Source organism: Paenarthrobacter sp. NPDC090517 (assembly GCF_044769165.1).
Taxonomy (GTDB): domain Bacteria; phylum Actinomycetota; class Actinomycetes; order Actinomycetales; family Micrococcaceae; genus Arthrobacter.
The window spans coordinates 264,333-282,380 of record NZ_JBIVXN010000001.1 but is presented as its reverse complement, the minus strand read 5'-3'; the positions used below and the strand labels follow the sequence as shown (position 1 = coordinate 282,380).

General features: G+C 59.8%; 19 protein-coding genes. 10 read left to right on the top strand and 9 right to left on the bottom strand.

Annotated elements, in window-relative coordinates:
* Window positions 1-59 precede the first annotated feature (59 nt).
* Window positions 60-653, bottom strand: coding sequence for a DUF3043 domain-containing protein (locus ACIQTW_RS01285; protein ID WP_402932844.1), 594 nt, complete (start codon window positions 651-653; stop codon window positions 60-62).
* Between the two features lie 134 nt (window positions 654-787).
* Here ACIQTW_RS01285 and ACIQTW_RS01280 point away from each other — a divergent pair, with 134 nt between their 5' ends.
* The 5 genes from ACIQTW_RS01280 (at window position 788) to ACIQTW_RS01260 (ending at window position 5,966) form a co-directional block, all read left to right on the top strand.
* On the top strand, window positions 788-2,221 hold the full coding sequence (locus tag ACIQTW_RS01280; protein ID WP_402932842.1) for a dipeptidase: 1,434 nt from the start codon (window positions 788-790) through the stop codon (window positions 2,219-2,221).
* Window positions 2,222-2,385: 164 nt separating this feature from the next.
* Window positions 2,386-2,778 carry a HesB/IscA family protein gene (locus ACIQTW_RS01275; RefSeq protein WP_402932840.1) on the top strand — a complete coding sequence of 131 codons (393 nt, stop codon included), beginning with the start codon at window positions 2,386-2,388 and terminating at the stop codon, window positions 2,776-2,778.
* A gap of 182 nt (window positions 2,779-2,960) precedes the next feature.
* Complete coding sequence (gene coxB / locus ACIQTW_RS01270) at window positions 2,961-3,833, top strand: cytochrome c oxidase subunit II (RefSeq protein ID WP_091467712.1); 873 nt, start codon at window positions 2,961-2,963, stop codon at window positions 3,831-3,833.
* A 10-nt stretch (window positions 3,834-3,843) separates the two neighbouring features.
* Window positions 3,844-5,568, top strand: coding sequence for a cytochrome c oxidase subunit I (gene ctaD, locus ACIQTW_RS01265; RefSeq protein WP_011774899.1), 1,725 nt, complete (start codon window positions 3,844-3,846; stop codon window positions 5,566-5,568).
* The gene (locus ACIQTW_RS01260; protein WP_017197598.1) at window positions 5,565-5,966 is read left to right on the top strand and encodes a cytochrome c oxidase subunit 4; all 402 of its coding nucleotides are present in this window, start codon (window positions 5,565-5,567) and stop codon (window positions 5,964-5,966) included. Before ctaD ends, ACIQTW_RS01260 begins: the two co-directional genes overlap by 4 nt.
* 119 nt (window positions 5,967-6,085) lie before the next feature.
* On the opposite strand, the gene ACIQTW_RS01255 is transcribed toward ACIQTW_RS01260, so the two are convergent.
* Window positions 6,086-6,379 carry an HPr family phosphocarrier protein gene (locus ACIQTW_RS01255; RefSeq protein WP_402932836.1) on the bottom strand — a complete coding sequence of 98 codons (294 nt, stop codon included), beginning with the start codon at window positions 6,377-6,379 and terminating at the stop codon, window positions 6,086-6,088.
* A gap of 157 nt (window positions 6,380-6,536) precedes the next feature.
* On the opposite strand from ACIQTW_RS01255, the gene ACIQTW_RS01250 reads away from it, so the two are divergent.
* Window positions 6,537-7,325 (top strand): GntR family transcriptional regulator, encoded by a 789-nt coding sequence (locus ACIQTW_RS01250; protein ID WP_402932834.1) that lies wholly within the window; start codon window positions 6,537-6,539, stop codon window positions 7,323-7,325.
* A 102-nt stretch (window positions 7,326-7,427) separates the two neighbouring features.
* Here ACIQTW_RS01250 and ACIQTW_RS01245 read toward each other — a convergent pair whose 3' ends face one another.
* The 4 genes from ACIQTW_RS01245 to ACIQTW_RS01230 form a co-directional block, all read right to left on the bottom strand.
* Complete coding sequence (locus ACIQTW_RS01245) at window positions 7,428-9,101, bottom strand: cytochrome bc complex cytochrome b subunit (protein WP_402932831.1); 1,674 nt, start codon at window positions 9,099-9,101, stop codon at window positions 7,428-7,430.
* Window positions 9,079-10,149 (bottom strand): Rieske 2Fe-2S domain-containing protein, encoded by a 1,071-nt coding sequence (locus ACIQTW_RS01240; RefSeq protein WP_402932829.1) that lies wholly within the window; start codon window positions 10,147-10,149, stop codon window positions 9,079-9,081. Before ACIQTW_RS01240 ends, ACIQTW_RS01245 begins: the two co-directional genes overlap by 23 nt.
* 96 nt (window positions 10,150-10,245) lie before the next feature.
* Entirely contained in the window at window positions 10,246-11,034 is a 789-nt protein-coding gene (locus ACIQTW_RS01235) for a c-type cytochrome (protein WP_091467705.1), read from the bottom strand.
* 88 nt (window positions 11,035-11,122) lie between these two features.
* On the bottom strand, window positions 11,123-11,761 hold the full coding sequence (locus ACIQTW_RS01230) for a heme-copper oxidase subunit III (protein ID WP_081589141.1): 639 nt from the start codon (window positions 11,759-11,761) through the stop codon (window positions 11,123-11,125).
* A 148-nt stretch (window positions 11,762-11,909) separates the two neighbouring features.
* Between ACIQTW_RS01230 and trpD the strand changes: the two genes are divergently transcribed.
* A complete protein-coding gene (trpD, locus tag ACIQTW_RS01225) occupies window positions 11,910-12,968 on the top strand; it encodes an anthranilate phosphoribosyltransferase (RefSeq protein ID WP_402932826.1) in 1,059 nt (352 codons plus the stop codon).
* 31 nt (window positions 12,969-12,999) lie between these two features.
* Here the strand turns inward: trpD and ACIQTW_RS01220 are convergent, their stop codons facing one another.
* Window positions 13,000-13,278: an Lrp/AsnC family transcriptional regulator gene (locus ACIQTW_RS01220; RefSeq protein ID WP_017197606.1), complete on the bottom strand. Its 279-nt coding sequence runs from the start codon at window positions 13,276-13,278 to the stop codon at window positions 13,000-13,002.
* A 72-nt stretch (window positions 13,279-13,350) separates the two neighbouring features.
* Window positions 13,351-13,740 (bottom strand): DUF3054 domain-containing protein, encoded by a 390-nt coding sequence (locus ACIQTW_RS01215; RefSeq protein WP_402932822.1) that lies wholly within the window; start codon window positions 13,738-13,740, stop codon window positions 13,351-13,353.
* A gap of 131 nt (window positions 13,741-13,871) precedes the next feature.
* Between ACIQTW_RS01215 and ACIQTW_RS01210 the strand changes: the two genes are divergently transcribed.
* The 3 genes from ACIQTW_RS01210 to ACIQTW_RS01200 all read left to right on the top strand — a co-directional run bounded on the left by ACIQTW_RS01210 (window position 13,872) and on the right by ACIQTW_RS01200 (window position 15,365).
* Window positions 13,872-14,249 carry a VOC family protein gene (locus tag ACIQTW_RS01210; protein ID WP_402932820.1) on the top strand — a complete coding sequence of 126 codons (378 nt, stop codon included), beginning with the start codon at window positions 13,872-13,874 and terminating at the stop codon, window positions 14,247-14,249.
* Between the two features lie 145 nt (window positions 14,250-14,394).
* Window positions 14,395-14,850 (top strand): VOC family protein, encoded by a 456-nt coding sequence (locus ACIQTW_RS01205; RefSeq protein ID WP_402932817.1) that lies wholly within the window; start codon window positions 14,395-14,397, stop codon window positions 14,848-14,850.
* A gap of 86 nt (window positions 14,851-14,936) precedes the next feature.
* Window positions 14,937-15,365, top strand: a complete 429-nt coding sequence (locus tag ACIQTW_RS01200) for a VOC family protein (RefSeq protein ID WP_402932815.1) — start codon at window positions 14,937-14,939, stop codon at window positions 15,363-15,365.
* A gap of 184 nt (window positions 15,366-15,549) precedes the next feature.
* Here the strand turns inward: ACIQTW_RS01200 and ACIQTW_RS01195 are convergent, their stop codons facing one another.
* The gene (locus ACIQTW_RS01195; RefSeq protein ID WP_402932813.1) at window positions 15,550-17,943 is read right to left on the bottom strand and encodes an ATP-binding cassette domain-containing protein; all 2,394 of its coding nucleotides are present in this window, start codon (window positions 17,941-17,943) and stop codon (window positions 15,550-15,552) included.
* Window positions 17,944-18,048: the final 105 nt, after the last annotated feature.

The window sequence follows — 18,048 nt, the reverse complement described above, 5'->3', positions numbered from 1 at the left end:
GGGGTCTTCTTTATTGCAAAGCTTGTGGCGCTGGGTTGGGGTACCCGGGTTTCCGGCGGCTAGGCGGGGAATTGGCCGCGCTTTACCTGAGGTTTGGGAAGGCGGAGTTTGCGGAACTGGAGGGCACGCATGCACCCGTACCAGATGGAGCCCCGTTCCACTTCACCGAACTTCTCGGTAAGACGCTTGCGAAGCTTGCGCGACAGGATGAACACGTCCACAAAGACAGCGAGGAACATGATCCAGAATCCAATAAGGACGTAGCTGATGCCTGCGCTGGTGGGCGGAATGATCAGGGAGATTACGACGAACAGCAGTGCGCCGAACATGAGGTACTCGCCCAAGCTGAAGCGTGCGTCGACGTAGTCACGCGTGTAACGCTTTTGCGGTCCCTTGTCGCGAAGGGGGAGGAACCTCTCGTCACCTGTGTCGAGAGCCTGCCGCATCTTCTGCCGCTGGTCCTGGATGGCTACCCTTTCCGCTGCTTTGGAGGCCTTACGGTCATTGGGAACCAACGGGCGCTTGCGGGCCGCTTCCTGGTCCTTCCGCTTGGGCGTTGGGGCGCCTTTTCCCGCACCGGACTCCGGTGCCGTGGCGTAGGCCTGATCTACTACTGATTGAGCGCTGGGCTCTTCCTTTTTGCGTCCGAACACCCATACAGAATACCCCTCAAGAAGGTGGCGCACGTTACGTGTCCGGTTGCTGAAGCCCTTTGCCCCGCTTGAAGCCCCGTGGCCTGGGGTGCACGTTCGACGGCGGGAGAATCCCCGGCGGTAAAGTGTGGCCCATGACTTCAGCAAATGCGGAGATCCCGCAGAACAAGCAAAGGCACTCAGGCTCCACCCCGATAGAGACGTTGACCATGGCGGTCAACGATTCCTTCGAGAGCACACTCGCGTCACTGAAAGAACTGGTGGGTATTCCGGGGATTGCATGGCCAAGCTTCGATCCCCGGGAACTGGATCGAAGCGCTGAGGCCGTGGCTACCTTGGTTAGGGAAGCCGGCATGGACGACGTCCGCATCCTTCGCTGCAACAAGTCCGACGGTACGCCCGGTGGTCCCGCCGTGGTCGCGCGTCGACCAGCCGCCGAAGGCAAACCGACCATCTTGCTCTACGCGCACCATGACGTCCAGCCGCCGGGGGATCGAAGCCTCTGGGACTCCGAACCGTTTGTCGCCCAAGAGCGCGACGGTCGGTTGTACGGCCGGGGCGCCGCCGACGACAAAGCAGGAATCATGGCGCACCTTGCCGCATACAGTGCCGTCACCAAGGTCCTGGGCGAGGATTTCGGGCTCGGTGTGACCTTCTTCTTCGAAGGTGAGGAAGAAGCGGGGTCGCCCACTTTCCGGACGTTCCTTGAGGAGCACCAGGAACTTCTCCGGGCAGATGTGATAGTTGTCGCCGACTCCAGTAACTGGAAAGTGGGTGTTCCCGCCCTGACCACCAGCCTTCGAGGTTTGGTGGACGGCACCTTCGAGGTGCGTGTCCTGGAGCATGCCGTCCACTCGGGAATGTTCGGCGGCCCGGTGCTCGATGCTCCTACTCTCTTGTCCCGGCTCATCGCCACACTTCATGACGACGACGGTAACGTTGCGGTGGCCGGCCTCGTGGGCCGGGACGAGGTGGGCGTAGACCTCACCGAAGCGGACTACCGCGCCGATGCCTCAGTGCTCGACGGCGTGAGGCTCGCCGGGAGCGGAACCATCGCCTCGCGCCTGTGGACCAAGCCGGCACTGTCCATCATCGGCATGGACGTCCCGGCCGTGGACGTCGCCTCGAACACCCTCATACCGGCGGCCCGCGCAAAATTCAGCATGCGGTTGGCTCCCGGGCAGGATCCCGAAGCGGCAATGGCCGCCCTGAAGCAGCACGTTGAAGCCAATGCGCCCTTTGGTGCAAAGGTGACGTTCACGCCGGGGGAGAGGGGCAATGCCTTTTCCACCGATACGACTTCCGCTGCGGCGCGGGTGGCCCTGTGGGCGCTGGGTGAATCATGGGGCGTCAAACCTGTGGAAATGGGCATCGGTGGCTCCATTCCGTTTATTGCAGACCTCTTGGAAATGTACCCGGACGTCCAGATCCTCGTGACAGGTGTGGAGGACCCCGATTCCCGCGCGCACAGCGCCAACGAATCGTTGCACATCGGAGACTTCCAGCATGCCGTGTTGGCCGAAGCCCTGATGCTGGCCCGCCTCAACGCCGAGGGCTTGGTGGCCTAAGCTCCCACGGCGCGCCGGGAACAACGAAATGCTGTCCGTGGTTACGTCAGGAGTTATAGCTAAGCGTCTGCGCGACGTAGCATTAGCTATAACCCGTACGTAATTGGGTAAGGGCAGGCAGCGTTCCGGCGCCGCCGCCAGGAGCTTCATAAGAAGGTAGGCCAATGAGCACTGCAACCAACGAAAACAGCACCGGAGCACAGCTCGTCACCAACAACGACGAACTGGCCACGCACGAGGTCAATCTGACCGACGTCGCCGCAGGCAAGGTCCGCAGCCTCCTCGAACAGGAAGGGCGCACAGACCTTCGGCTGCGCGTTGCAGTCCAGCCTGGAGGCTGCTCGGGCCTGATCTACCAGCTTTACTTCGATGAGCGCCTGCTTGACGGAGACGCTGTCCGCGACTACGACGGCGTTGAGGTCGTAGTGGACAAGATGAGCGTTCCTTACCTCAGTGGCGCAAGCATTGACTTCGAAGACACCATTTCGAAGCAGGGCTTCACCATCGACAACCCGAACGCCGGCGGGTCTTGCGCCTGCGGCGATTCATTCCACTGATGTGAGCCATCGCCGCATGTCGGCGCCTCTTCGTGCGGTTTGAAACCGTTCGGAGCCACGGCGCCGACATGTGCGCGAAAACCGCGTGATAGCGGTAAGCTCTACATCGGGTAGTAAAACTTTTAGTGTGCCCGGTGAGCCTTCGGCCTGCCGGGAGACAGCAACAAGAGGAAGGGCCGTCTGTGAGTTCGCAGAACCGAACCGGCAGCCGACGCATAAAGATCACATCGATCACTGGCTTGGCACTAGCCGGCGCGTTGGTTTTGACCGGATGTTCACCAGAGGTAGAGAAGGGTTGGCTGCCTACAGAGCGCGGCACGACCAACCACACTGACCGGATCATGGACCTCTGGGTCAACTCATGGATCGCCGCCTTGGCAGTCGGTATTATCACGTGGGGCCTTCTGGTCTGGTGCATCATTGCTTACCGCCGCCGCAAGGGCACCACGGGTTTCCCCAAGCAGCTCAGCTACAACCTGCCGCTTGAGGTCTTCTACTTGACCATCCCGCTGTTCATGGTGCTGGTGTTCTTCTACTTCACCGACCAGGACCAGCGTGCGATCGATGACCGCTCGCAGCCTGCCGACGTCGTTGTTGACGTCCGCGGCAAGCAGTGGGCCTGGGACTTCAACTACAAAAAGGGTGAGGTCATCAACGAGGACCTCCACGAGGCCGGCGTTCAAGCCCACCTGACCGGTGCCGAGGTCAACAAGGAACTGCTCCCCACCCTGTACTTGCCGGTTGGCAAGTCAGTGGACCTGGAGCTGAACTCCCGCGATGTCATCCACTCCTTCTGGGTTCCCGCCTTCCTTCAGAAGCGCGACATGATTCCCGGCAAGACGAACTACATCAGGTTCACCCCCACCAAGGAGGGCACTTTCGATGGCAAGTGCGCTGAACTCTGCGGTGAATACCACTCCGAAATGCTCTTCCGCGTCAAGGTTGTCTCCGAGACTGAATTCCAGGCTCACATGGAGAAGCTGCGCCAGGATGGCAACACGGGCTTGCTCGGTGCGGAATATGACCGCAACCCGAACCTGAACGAAACCAAGTAAGGGGAGCGACGTGGCTACGTACACTCAATCCGCACCGGGGGTCCTAGAAGCTCCCGTAGTTCCTAAATCCAAGGGACGCATCGTCGTCAACTGGATCACCTCCACGGACCACAAGACCATCGGGTACATGTACCTGATTGCGTCGTTCGTGTTCTTCTGCCTCGGCGGCGTTATGGCGCTGTTGATCCGCGCTGAATTGTTCGAGCCTGGTATGCAGATCCTGCAGACCAAAGAGCAGTACAACCAGATGTTCACGATGCACGGCACCGTGATGCTCCTGATGTTTGCTACACCGCTGTTTGCCGGTTTTGCCAACGTCATCATGCCGCTGCAGATTGGCGCCCCCGATGTTGCCTTCCCGCGTCTGAACGCCCTGGCTTTCTGGTTCTTCCTCTTTGGTTCAACCATCGCCGTGTCCGGGTTCATCACACCCCAGGGTGCTGCATCGTTCGGTTGGTTTGCGTACGCGCCGCTCTCGAACACAACGTTCAGTCCCGGCGTCGGTGGTGACCTGTGGGTCTTCGGCCTGGCTCTGTCCGGCTTCGGCACCATCCTTGGTGCCGTCAACTTCATCACCACCATCATCTGCATGCGTGCACCCGGCATGACCATGTGGCGCATGCCCATCTTCACCTGGAACACGCTGGTTACGGCCATCCTGGTACTGATGGCGTTCCCGCCGCTGGCTGCAGCCCTGTTCGCACTCGGTGCGGATCGACGGTTTGGTGCCCACATCTTTGACCCGGAAAATGGCGGTGCAGTTCTCTGGCAGCACCTGTTCTGGTTCTTCGGCCACCCCGAGGTGTACATTATCGCGTTGCCGTTCTTCGGCATCGTGTCCGAGATCTTCCCGGTCTTCAGCCGCAAGCCGATCTTTGGCTACAAGGGTCTGGTTTACGCGACGATCGCTATCGCTGCACTGTCCGTCACCGTGTGGGCCCACCACATGTACGTAACCGGATCCGTGCTGCTGCCGTTCTTCGCGTTCATGACCATGCTCATCGCAGTTCCAACCGGCGTGAAGTTCTTCAACTGGATCGGAACACTGTGGCAGGGCTCCATTACGTTTGAAACGCCCATGCTCTGGAGCATCGGCTTCCTGGTGACCTTCCTCTTCGGTGGTCTCACCGGCATCATCCTGGCCTCACCGCCGCTGGACTTCCACGTATCCGACTCATACTTCGTGGTGGCGCACTTCCACTACGTGGTGTTCGGTACCGTGGTGTTCGCCATGTTCGCAGGGTTCTACTTCTGGTGGCCCAAGTGGACGGGCAAGATGCTCAACGAGCGCCTCGGCAAGATCCACTTCTGGTTGCTGTTCCTCGGCTTCCACGGCACATTCCTCATCCAGCACTGGTTGGGTGTAGAAGGTATGCCGCGTCGTTACGCCGACTACATGCCGCAGGATAACTTCACGTGGATGAACCAGTTCTCCACTATTTCTTCCTTCGTCCTGGGTGCGTCCCTCCTGCCGTTCTTCTGGAACGTCTACATCACCTGGCGCAGCAACAAGAAGGTAGAAGTGGATGATCCGTGGGGCTTTGGTGCCTCCCTGGAGTGGGCAACGTCCTGCCCGCCGCCGCGCCACAACTTCACTTCCTTGCCCCGTATCCGCTCCGAGCGCCCGGCCCTGGACCTTCACCACCCGGAGTTGGCCCAGGTTCACACCGCCGAGGCCCCGTCACCCGCAGCAGCCGTTTTGGGTAACGCCGACCAAAGGGACGTCAGCAAATGAAAATCGAATCGTGGCTCTTCGGAGCCGGAGTCTTCTTCTTCGTTCCCGTAGCCATCGCCTATGGCTTCCTGACGGAATGGAATGAGTGGGTCGGTGTCCTGGGCATCCTCCTCGTAGGTGGGCTTGCCGGCATGATCGGTGCCTACCTCGGATTCACGGGTAAGCGCATTGGTCTGCGACCCGAAGACCGTCCCGACGCAGAAATCCACGAGGGCGCCGGCGAGCAGGGGCACTTCAGCCCCTGGAGCTGGTGGCCGCTGGTTCTCGGTTTGGCTTGTGCGGGTGGCTTCCTCGGCCTCGCCATTGGCTTCTGGGTGACGTACGTCGCCGGCGGTCTCGCCTTGATTGCCTTGGTTGGCTGGGTGTTTGAGTACAGCCGCGGCGATCACGCCCACTAATTAACTGATGACACAACGATGGGCCCCACCTTTGGTGGGGCCCATCGTCGTTAAGTCCTCAAGGTTGCTGGAAGGCGAATGTCAGCCTCTGAGGGTCATCAATGAAGCTGGGAGTGCTGTCAGCGGGCTTGTGTGCCCTCCAGAACGGCGGAAAGAGCAATGAGCGCACTCTCAGCCTCCGGAACGCTCTGATCGTCGCTGAGTGCATCTGGAGCTACTGCTAGGAGGACCTCGCACCCATGACCAAAATCCTCTGTCATAACCTCCAGGAGGGAACGGGCGTCCACGGGAAGGCCGTTGGGCTTGCGGATGGTCACCGGAAGTCCCGTCTCGGTAACAGCACGGACAAATACGGCGGCGGCCCGTGCGTGCAGCCCGATTTCAGCGGCAACGAAGGCTTTCTGCTCCGGCAACCCAGCTCCTTTGATACGACGGAACCTCCGTCTGAAAAATGATCCATACCAGCGTAGCCGCCGCGGCGGAACCCATTCCACCTTTCGTCCCGGTGGTCTAGACCTCCGACTCAGCTGAATTATCCTTGAATCATGACTCAATTGCTGGAAGTCCGCCGTGGCTGAGGCAGCAAGCATCGCCGGTGAGATCGACCGTGCCAGCGGTACTCCCATCTACGTTCAGCTGCGCGAGATCCTACGAACGTTTATTGCTCAGTCCTGCCCACCAGGCTCTGCCCTTCCATCGGAGCGGGATCTGTCGGAACGTTTCGGACTGGCCAGAATGACCGTCCGCCAGGCCATTGATGCTCTGGTTGGCGAAGAAGTCATAGAGCGAGTGGTGGGTCTTGGAACCTTCGTCAGGAAGCCAAAGCTGGATCTGCAGGTGAAGTTGACCTCTTACAGCGAAGAAATGCAGCGTCGAGGCATGGTGCCTGCTGCAAAGGTTCTGAGCTTCGAGCAAATCGCGGCAAGTGCGTTCCTGGCCAGGGAGCTGCAACTGGACGAGGGAACGCCCTTGGTGCGGTTCAGGCGTCTGCTGCTGGCTGACAACGAACCCATGAGCGTAGATGAGAACTTCATTCCGGCCCACCGGGTGCCCGGGCTTCTCGACGAGGCCCCCCCAACATCGCTGTACAACGTTCTGAGCGAACGGTTCGGCCTGGTGATGGAGTGGGGTGAGGACATGATTGAAGCTACTGCGGCGTCGCCATCAACTGCCCGGCTTCTCAATGTTGATGTCGGCGCCCCGCTACTCAAGATTCAGCGGCACGCGTTCGTTGCCCGCGCAATGGTTGACTACTCTGTCTCTTACTACCGCGCGGACCGCTATAAACTCTGGGTTCCCTTGCAGCGCCCCGGAATTCGTCCCACCCGCAACTACTCGTCGGGGTATCGCACTCACTAGACCGTGAGCTGTCGAAGGCATCCTGGGTGGAAAAGGAACAGACATAAAGGAAGGACCCGGTCCATGCGAACCGGGTCCTTCCTTTATGTCAACTTCTAAGCGCTAGTGGCTCAGGCTCTTCTGGTCTTCACCAGCTGCGATGGCTTCGTGATGGCCATGTGCGTGTGCTGCTTCGAGCTCCGCAGGCGTTGCGGGGGCAACACGGTCTTCGAAGAACCAGCGGGAGAGTGCAGCGCGCTGCTTTTCCTTGCGGGTGACTACGCCATGCTCGTTCGGCTGGGCCGGGATCGGAGCTGGTGATTCGAACCCGACGAGCTTGTAACGCTTGTACTCATCCAGCGGGGCGTGAACCTCGATGAACTCGCCGTGGGGGAGTCGGACGATGCGGCCTGTCTCGCGACCATGAAGTGCAATTTCGCGGTCCTTGCGCTGGAGGGCCAGTGCAATTCGCTTGGTCACGATGAAAGCGATGACAGGGCCGATGAAGAACAGTGTCCGCAGCCAGTAAGTGACATCGTTCAACGACACATGGAAGTGCGTTGCGATGAGGTCAGAACCAGCAGCTGCCCACATCACGCAGTACCACGTGAAGCCTGCAACACCGATCGCTGTACGGGTCGGAGCGTTGCGCGGACGGTCCAGGACGTGGTGTTCGCGGTTGTCCTTGGTCACCCAGCGCTCGATCCACGGGTACATGAACAGCACCGTGAAGATGACGCCGGCCGGCACGAGCGCGGGAAGCAGGACGTTCAGCGTCAGGGTGTATCCGAAGATGACCCACTCGAAGTGGAAGTCGTTGATGACACCCGGCATAAGACGCAGGGCGCCGTCGACGAAACCGATGTACCAGTCAGGCTGGGTACCAGCCGAAACCGGGGAGGGATCGTAGGGGCCGTAGTTCCAGATCGGGTTGATCGTGAACGCTGCCGCCATGAGCGCCAGGACGCCGAAGACGATGAAGAAGAATCCTCCAGCCTTAGCGGCATATACCGGGCCGAGGGGGTAGCCGACGACGTTGCCGTCATTGCGTCCCGGGCCGGGGTACTGGGTGTGCTTGTGAACAACCACCATGAAGAGGTGGATGACAATCATCAGGAGGATGAGCGCCGGAACCAGGAGGATGTGCAGGACGTACAAACGGCCGATGATGGCCGTACCCGGGAACTCTCCACCGAAGAGGAAGAACGAGGTGTACGTTCCGATAACCGGAATGGACTTGATCACGCCGTCGATGATGCGCAGTCCGTTGCCGGACAGCAGGTCATCGGGGAGGGAGTAGCCGGTGAAGCCTGCAGCCATTGCCAGGATGAGCAGCACGCCGCCCACTACCCAGTTCATTTCGCGGGGCTTGCGGAAAGCGCCCGTGAAGAAGACGCGCAGCATGTGCACACCGAGGGACGCTACGAACAACAGCGCTGCCCAGTGGTGAACCTGGCGCATGAACAGACCGCCACGAACGTCAAACGAGATGTTCAGTGACGAGCTGTAGGCAACCGACATTTCGACGTTGTACAGCGGCGTGTAGGAACCCTGGTAATGGGTTTCCGCCATGGACGGGTCGAAGAAGAAGGTCAGGAAGGTACCTGACATCAGCAAGATGACGAAGGAATACAGCGCCACCTCACCGAACATGAACGACCAGTGGTCGGGGAAGACCTTCCGGCCGAACTCGCGCAGGATGCCGGAGCCGCCAACACGCTCGTCCACGAAGTTGGTGAAACTACCAACCTTGGTCTTCGGAACGAAGGGGGCTTCAGCTGTTGATGAGGCGCTCATGCTCGTCACGCTCCCAGTAACTCGGTCCTACAGGTTCTCTGAAGTCGCTGGTTGCGACGAGGTAGCCCTCTGCATCAACTGCGATGGGCAGTTGGGGGAGCGGACGGCTTGCCGGTCCGAAGATGACCTTGCATTCCTGCGTGAGGTCAAAAGTGGACTGGTGGCAGGGGCACAGGAGGTGGTGCGTCTGCTGCTCGTAGAGAGCAACCGGGCAACCGACGTGCGTGCAGATCTTGGAGTAAGCAACGATGCCGTTGTAGCTCCAGTCTTCGCGGCCTGCTGAGGGGTTCAACGAATCCGGGTCCAGGCGCATCAGGAGAACGACGGCTTTTGCCTTCTCGTTCAGCTTGCCTTCGTGGAGTTCGTTGAGGCCTTCGGGGATCACGTGGAAGGCCGAACCGATGGTGACATCCGAAGCCTTGATGGGGGTGCCATCAGGGTCGCGGGTCAGTCGCTTGAGCTTGTTGCCCTCAGGCGCCCACATGGTGTGTGCCAAAGCGTTGTCCGGCCGCGGACCCAGATCGCCGAAGATGGCGAGGGCCGGCAGGGGAGCAAGTGCAACGGCACCAAGAAGGGTGTTGCGGATCAGCGGGCGACGCTTGATGCCGGTCTCGTCGACGATGTCATCGACGATACGGACTGCAGCCTGGCGATCTTCTTCAGTGCGGATAGCGTGGCGCTCTTCGGACACTTCGTGGTCGGGCATCAGGGCCTTGGCCCAGTGCACGATGCCGGTCCCGATTCCCAGCATTGCAAACGCAGTACCGAGCCCCAGAAGGAGGTTCTGGGTGCGGATGGTTGCAATAGAGGTATCGTCGCCCAAGTCGATGGCAAAGTATGCCACCAGGAACACCAGCGTACCGATTACAGAGGTGCCAAACAGAATGGCTACCTGACGCTCGGCGCGCTTTGCGGCTACCGGGTCCGTGTCAGCCAGGCGCAAACGATGCGGAGGCAGTCCAGGATCCTGGAACTTCTCCACCTCATTCTGACCAGCCGTAGCTACGGTGCCCGAGTGGTTCGGACTGCCGTCACTATGGTTGCCCATAATTCGCCTCATCCTTCTCTCGTTGTCTCGGCCGGGGCCGAGTTATTTTCAGTTTCAAACTGCTGACCGTGCAGCAGAAGTTTTGTCGTGTCCGGGCTAGGACGTGCGGGACGTCAACCAGATCGTGAATGCGATGATGACACCCAAGCCGGCAACCCAAACAAACAGACCTTCAGATACCGGGCCAAGTGCGCCCAGGTCTGCGCCACCGGGGGACCCGTTGGCTTCGATGGTCTTCAGGAAGGTGATGATGTCGCGCTTGTCCTCAGGGGTGACGTTGGAGTCACTGAAGACGGGCATGTTCTGGGGACCGGTAACCATGGCTTCGTAGATGTGCTCCGCGCTCACACCTGCCAAGGCCGGGGCGAACTTACCGCGGGTCAGGGCGCCACCGGCAGCAGCGGCATTGTGGCACATTGCGCAGTTGACACGGAAGAGTTCGCCACCGTTGGCTGCGTCTCCCTTTCCGTCGAGGAGGTTCTGTTCGGGAATAGCCGGACCTGCACCCAGGGATGCAACGTAAGCAGAGAGCTGCTTGGTCTGTTCCGCGTTGAACTGGGCGGGCTTCTGCTGGGCCTGCGGTCCGCTCATCTGCATGGGCATACGGCCGGTGCCAACCTGGAAGTCAACTGCAGCAGCGCCCACGCCGACCAGCGAGGGGCCGTCCTGGGTTCCGCTTGCACCCATGCCGTGGCAGGTGGCGCAGTTGGCGGCAAAAAGCTTGCCGCCTTCTTCTACGTCACTTGCGCTGAAGCTTGTGGTGCTGGCCTTGGCCTGGTTGACAGTTGTGGCAACGGCGTACAGCCCACCAGTGAGGAGGAGGCCCATCAGCAACAGCGCAATGGCTGCCAGTGGGTGACGTCGCTTCTGCGAGAGTGCCTTCACGTGGTGGTTCCTTTATTCGATCCTGCGTCGGCTCCGAGAGCCGCTTCTTGAAATTCTGCCTCTTGTAGAAAAAGAGTCAAAGCCGGGCTTACTTGAGAACGTAGATGACCAGGAAGAGGCCGATCCACACAACGTCAACGAAGTGCCAGTAGTACGAGGTGACGATCGCCGACGTCGCTTCAAAGTGTCCGAACTTCTTGGCTGCGAATGCGCGGCCAATGATGAACAGGAACGCGATCAGGCCGCCGATGACGTGGAGGCCGTGGAAGCCAGTGGTCATGTAGAAGGCGGAGCCGTAAGCGTTGGACGACAGGGAGACATGCTCGGAAACGAGCATGGCGTATTCCATGGTCTGGCCGGCTACGAAGAAGGCACCCATGACGAACGTGAGGGAGAACCATTCGGTCATGCCCCAACGCGTGAACTGCAGGAGCCCACCGGTGCGGCGCGGCTCGAGCCGCTCGGCGGCAAAGACGCCCATCTGGCAAGTAAAGGAACTTGCCACAAGGACGATGGTGTTGACGAGCGCAAACGGGAAGTTGAGCTTGGCCGTCTCCTCGGCCCACATCGTTCCTGATGTGGAGCGCAGGGTGAAGTACATGGCAAAGAGGCCGGCGAAGAACATCAACTCACTGGACAGCCAAACAACGGTTCCAACAGAAACCAGGTTGGGGCGGTTCAGCGTCGGGTGCGCCGGGGTACTGGGGGCATGGGTCGCAGATGTCACAAGGACATTATGTCTGTAAAAGTCCAGACTTCCCAATGCAAACCACCGATTCGGGAGACTTTTTCTACAAAGACGCGAATTCGCGCGGAAAAGTTCCCGGCCTCGTTCACATTGGTCATCGGCGTGGCTGGCTCGATAGCATCGGGGAGTGACTTCTCCGGCATCGGCACCTGCAGCCAGTAATACGTGGCCAGGGCTCATCTCTGCACTGATCAACGGCGACGACCTTGCGGTGGGCAACACAGAGTGGGCCATGAACACGATCATGTCAGGAGAAGCGTCACCGGCTCAGATCGCCGGCTTCCTGGTGGCGCTTCGTGCCAAGGGCGAGACCGTGGAAGAGTTGGCCGGCTTGGTTGCGGCCATGGTTCAGCACGCAAATCCGATCGACATTTCCGGTGAGAAGCTGGATATCGTCGGAACGGGTGGCGACCGGTTGAACACCGTCAACATCTCCACCATGGCCGCACTCGTGGCCGCTGGAGCCGGGGCCAAAGTGGTGAAGCACGGCAATCGGGCTGCTTCGTCCACATCAGGATCGGCCGATGTTCTGGAAGCATTGGGCGTCCGCTTGGATCTGTCGATCGAGCAGGTGGCGCGGAACGCCGAAGAGGCGGGAATCACTTTTTGTTTTGCCCAGGTCTTCCACCCCTCGTTCCGGCATACAGCTGTTCCGCGCCGCGAACTGGCTGTACCCACGGCTTTCAACTTCCTGGGGCCGATGACCAATCCTGCGCATGTGCAGGCCTCTGCGGTGGGGGTGGCGAATGCCCGCATGGCGCCGTTGGTGGCAGGAGTTCTGGCCCGCCGGGGCAGCCGGGGCCTGGTGTTCCGTGGTGACGATGGACTGGATGAGTTGACCCCCACAGGGCCATCCACCGTCTGGGAGATTAGAAACGGAGCAGTCAGGGAACAGGTGTTTTCCCCTGAAGAGCTAGGAATCCGCCCCTCGACAGTTGCGGACCTTCGCGGTGGGGACGCTGCTGCCAATGCGGCAGTGGTGCGCGAAATCCTGGATGGTAGGACGGGTCCGGTACGCGACGCCGTTCTGCTGAATGCCGCGGCTGGATTGGTGTCAATCGACCTCGAGGCAGAGGGGAGCCTTGAAGAGCGGATGCGCAGCGCTTTTGCAAGAGCAGCTGAGTCCGTTGACTCCGGCAAGGCAGCCGAAGTACTCGCCAAGTGGATAGCCCTCAGCCAAAGCTGACGAACTGCGGCTCCCCGGTTATACGGAGTTTTTACTCGAATCCGAGTGCGAAAGCTGCGTCAAGGTCGTGCTGCGAATAAGCCCGAAAAGCGATGTGGGTAGTGGTGTGGACCACTGAAGCGACCTTGGACAGTCGATCGGCGATCACATCGGCGAGTTCGTCGTGCTTGGTCACCCTGGCAACCGCAATGAGGTCCCATTCGCCGGTGACGGAGTAGACCTCACTGATGCCCTGGATGGCCGAGATTTGTTCGGCGGTCTCCGGTATGCGTGAGGCATCGGTCTTGATCAGGACGAAAGCGGTGATCACGTGGGGCCTTTCCGGAAATGCATCGTTGCGGACGATTTCCAGCCTAGTGCATTACCGCTGGGCGGGGCTTGATCACGCCCGGCGTTGCCGCTTACGCGACGCCCGCAGAAGCAGCGTCGCTAGGGCGCGGTATCCGAGAAGGAATACGCCTAGGCTGATCAGCGCCACGAGGACAAAGGGCAGCACGACCGTTTGGCCTGTGACAGCCCTCAGCAACATTCCCACCAGCACCGCCCCGATCCAGATGCAGACGCCTGACGGCCATGCAGCCAAGGGTGCCCGCCATGCGCGTGTGACCACCCAGGCAAGTGCCGCCCCGGCCAGAAACGGCCAGGCTGTGGCGAAGGCTCCCGAAATGATGTCTCCGCGGGCGTGTGCGTCGCGGCCGATGGCGGCGAAGACAAGAATGAGCAGAAGGTCGGCAATAGCTGCGGGGATCCACAGTCGAGATGGTGAAGACATACCGCCGACACTATCGGGGCCTTCCGTCATGCGCGAAGCCCGCTCCCACGCTGAAAGCCCTTGCGCGTGGTCCGATGGGCCGTCACCATGAGGGCAGGTGCCCGCGTGACAACCCAGTTTTGGAGGATGCCGTGCGATTTGTTCAGGTGGCCCAGCATGCCGAAGATCTTCAAAGGGCAGCGGCATTCTATGCTTCGCTGTTGAATGCTGATCCGAGTGCAATCTTTGATCCGCCCGGCCTTCTGTTCTTTGATGTTGGTGGGGTTCGCCTCCTGTTGGAGAAAGGCGCGCCGTCGGCGCTCATGTACTTCGAGGTGGCAGACCTTGAAGGAACCGTGGCAGATCTTCGGCGCAGGGGAGTGCGAATCATCGCCGGGCCGCACGTGATCCATATGCATGAAGACAGCACCTTAGGACCTGCCGGCTCGGAAGAGTGGATGGCCTTCATCGAGGACAGTGAGGCCAACACTGTGGGATTGGTGAGTCGGATACGCACGTCGGGGGACTGACAAGCAGTGACCAATCCAACACCACGGCGCGTGGTTCCAGGTATGCGATACGCCGTTTTCGCCGTCGGGCGTTGTGTGGGCAATCTCACGGTACTAACCTCTGACGGGGGACAAGCAGTTCCCGCCGATCCTGGAGGAGCAGCAGATGCAGAAGATATCCACCTGTTTATGGTTCGACGGGCGAGCGGCCGAAGCCGCCGAGTTCTACACATCGACTTTCGATCATTCATCCATGGGGCAAATCATGCAAGGACCCGATGGAAAGGCACTCACTGTTGAGTTTGAGATCGAGGGCAGGCAGTTCATGGGTCTCAACGGGGGATCGGCATTCTCCTTCAACGAGGCTGTCTCGCTGGTGGTCAATTGCGACTCTCAAGAGGAGGTGGACAGGTACTGGGACGCCCTGCTTGTTGGCGGTCAGGAGAGTCAATGCGGATGGTTGAAGGACAAGTTCGGGCTGTCGTGGCAGATCGTTCCCGAGGCTATGAACGGACTGTTGGCTGGCCCGGATCCCGAAGGTTCACAGCGTGCCTTCGAGGCCATGATGAAGATGCGAAAGCTTGACATCAACGTTCTGCAAAGGGCGTACGACGGTGACTGAAGCAGTGGGGGACAGGTGCCGGTTGGCGCTGTTAGCATTGCCGCACGGTGACGTGTGACCATCACAACAATGAGGAGAACTGACCAATGACAACCCGCCTCAACCCGTACATTTCATTTCGGGATAACGCACGCGATGCAATCACTTTCTACGAATCAGTCTTCGGCGGCGAACTTAACATCAGCACTTTCGGCGACTACCAGGCCAGCGAAGATCCAGCGGAAGCCAACAAGGTGATGCACGCCATGCTGGAAACTCCAAGTGGATTGACCTTGATGGCCGCTGACACGCCAAACGGCATGGAGTACAACCCCGGCGACAACATTTCGGTCTCCCTGAGCGGAGACTCAGCGGATGAAGCGGAACTCCGGGGGTACTGGGACAAGCTGATCGACGGCGGCACTGCTACAGTCCCGCTGGAGATGGCGCCTTGGGGTGACACCTTCGGAATGTTGGTCGATAAGTTCGGCATCGGCTGGCTGGTCAACATCGCAGGAGAACAACAGGCCCAATAACCGCTTGGCGCGCATCCGCTGCGAAGGGACGAAGAGGCCGCTGAAGGCGGTCGAGGGCGGGTCGTTTCCAACGTTACTTTACATAATGTAGATTATCGGCGTTATTGGAGTGACTCGGGAACCGGTTGGGGCTTGCTGGTGTGGTCGCTACGAATGCCTTCCGGAGCGACCACACCAATGGACGTTATCCGGAGACGTAGGCAGCCAAGTGCTTGCCTGTGAGCGTTGGCTTATCCGCCACGAGCTCAGCCGGCGTTCCAGCGAAAACGATCTTGCCGCCGTCGTGTCCGGCGCCCGGTCCAAGATCAATGATCCAGTCCGCATGTGCCATGACGGCTTGGTGGTGTTCGATCACAATCACCGATTTTCCGGACTCGACCAGACGATCCAGCATGCCCAGCAGGTTTTGGACATCAGCCAGGTGCAGGCCGGTGGTCGGTTCGTCCAGGATGTAAATGTCTCCCTTTTCGGACATCTGCGTTGCCAGCTTGAGCCGCTGGCGCTCACCACCGGACAATGTGGTGAGTGGCTGACCCAGCGTAAGGTAGCCCAGGCCAACATCGGCGAGGCGATCGAGAATCTTGTGGGCAGCCGGGGTCCTGGCTTCGCCCTCACTGAAGAAGACTTCAGCCTCGTCCACAGACATTGCAAGCACCTCTGCAATATTGCATCCGCCCAGCCGGTACTCCAGCACAGATGCCTGGAAGCGCTTTCCTTCGCACTCTTCACAGGGTGACTCAACGGTGGCCATCACGCCTAGATCCGTGTAGATCACACCCGCTCCGTTGCACGTTGGGCATGCGCCCTCGGAGTTCGAGCTGAACAGTGCCGGCTTCACTCCGTTGGCCTTGGCAAACGCCTTGCGAATGGGTTCCAGCAGTCCTGTATACGTGGCAGGGTTACTTCTGCGGGATCCGCGAATGGCGCCCTGATCGATCACCAGGACACCGTCACGCTTGGCTACGGAGCCGTGAATCAGCGAACTCTTGCCTGACCCGGCCACGCCGGTGAGGACGCAGAGAACGCCAAGGGGGATGTCTACGTCGACGTTCTTGAGGTTATTTGTTGAGGCGCCCCGGATTTCCAAGTGACCGGAGGCGGAACGCACGCTGTCTTTAATGGACGCCCGATCGTCCAGATGCCGTCCGGTGATGGTGTCGCTCCCCCGCAAGCCCTCCAGATCGCCCTCGAAGCAGACTGTGCCACCTCCGGTACCGGCGCCTGGGCCCAGGTCAACAACGTGGTCAGCGATCGCAATGGTTTCCGGCTTGTGTTCCACTACAAGCACTGTGTTGCCTTTATCGCGGAGCTGCAGCAGCAGCTGGTTCATTCGCTCGATGTCGTGTGGGTGCAGGCCAATGGTCGGTTCATCAAAGACGTAGGTAATATCCGTGAGCGATGACCCCAAGTGCCGGATCATCTTTGTCCGCTGGGCCTCTCCCCCGGACAAAGTTCCCGCAGGCCGGTCCAGGGACAGGTAACCCAATCCGATTCCGGAAAATGAATCAAGGAGATGCTGGAGTCCCTTAAGCAGAGGAGCTACGGAAGGCTCATCAAGTTCGCGAACCCAGTCTGCGAGGTCGCTGATTTGCATGGTGCACACGTCAGCGATGCTCTTGCCCTTGATTTTGGAGGCCCTTGCCTCGGGGCTCAGCCTTGTGCCTTCGCATTCGGGGCAGGTGGTGAAGGTTATGGCCCGTTCCACGAAGGCGCGAATGTGCGGCTGCAAGGCGTCTACATCCTTGCTAAGCATCGACTTCTGTATCTTGGGGATAACGCCTTCATAAGTGAGGTTTATCCCTTCCACCTTGATTTTGGTGGGCTCACGGTAGAGGAGGTCGTGGAGTTCCTTCTTGGTGAACTTCGCGATGGGCTTGTCCATGTTGAAGAACCCTGAGCCGCTGAAGATGCGTCCATACCAGCCGTCCATGGTGTAGCCGGGGATGGTGAGGGCGCCTTCGCTGAGGGATTTGGTGTCGTCGTAGAGAGCGGTGAGATCAAAGTCGTTGACCGAGCCCATGCCCTCACAGCGTGAACACATGCCGCCCAAGCGATTGAACGTGGCCTTCTCGGTCTTGGATTTGCCTTCGCCGCGTTCCACCGTGATGGCGCCGCTGGCCTTTACCGTGGGCACGTTGAATGAGTAGGCGTTAGGCGAACCAATGTGGGGCTGGCCAAGGCGGCTGAACAAAATCCGCAGCATGGCATTGGCGTCTGTTGCGGTGCCCACGGTCGAGCGCGGGTTGGAGCCCATTCGCTCCTGGTCCACGATGATCGCCGTCGTCAATCCTTCAAGCACGTCGACGTCGGGCCGCGCCAAGGTTGGCATGAAGCCCTGTACAAAGGCACTGTAGGTTTCGTTGATCATGCGCTGCGACTCTGCGGCGATGGTCGCGAAGACCAGTGAACTCTTTCCTGAACCGGACACACCCGTGAACACCGTGAGCCGGCGCTTCGGGATTTCGATGCTGATGTCCTTCAAGTTGTTTTCACGTGCACCCTGCACGCGGATCAAATCGTGGGTGTCGGCAACATGGGACCCGGGAGATTGCGTGTCCGTGCTCGCGGCAATAGTCATGATTTCTCCATCTGTTAGGCGGCGCAGCCCAACAGTCCCCCGTTGGCGTCGCCTGGCTCCTACTGACCGGCAACGGTCAGTACGTTTGATTCTGCCATTGTCTTC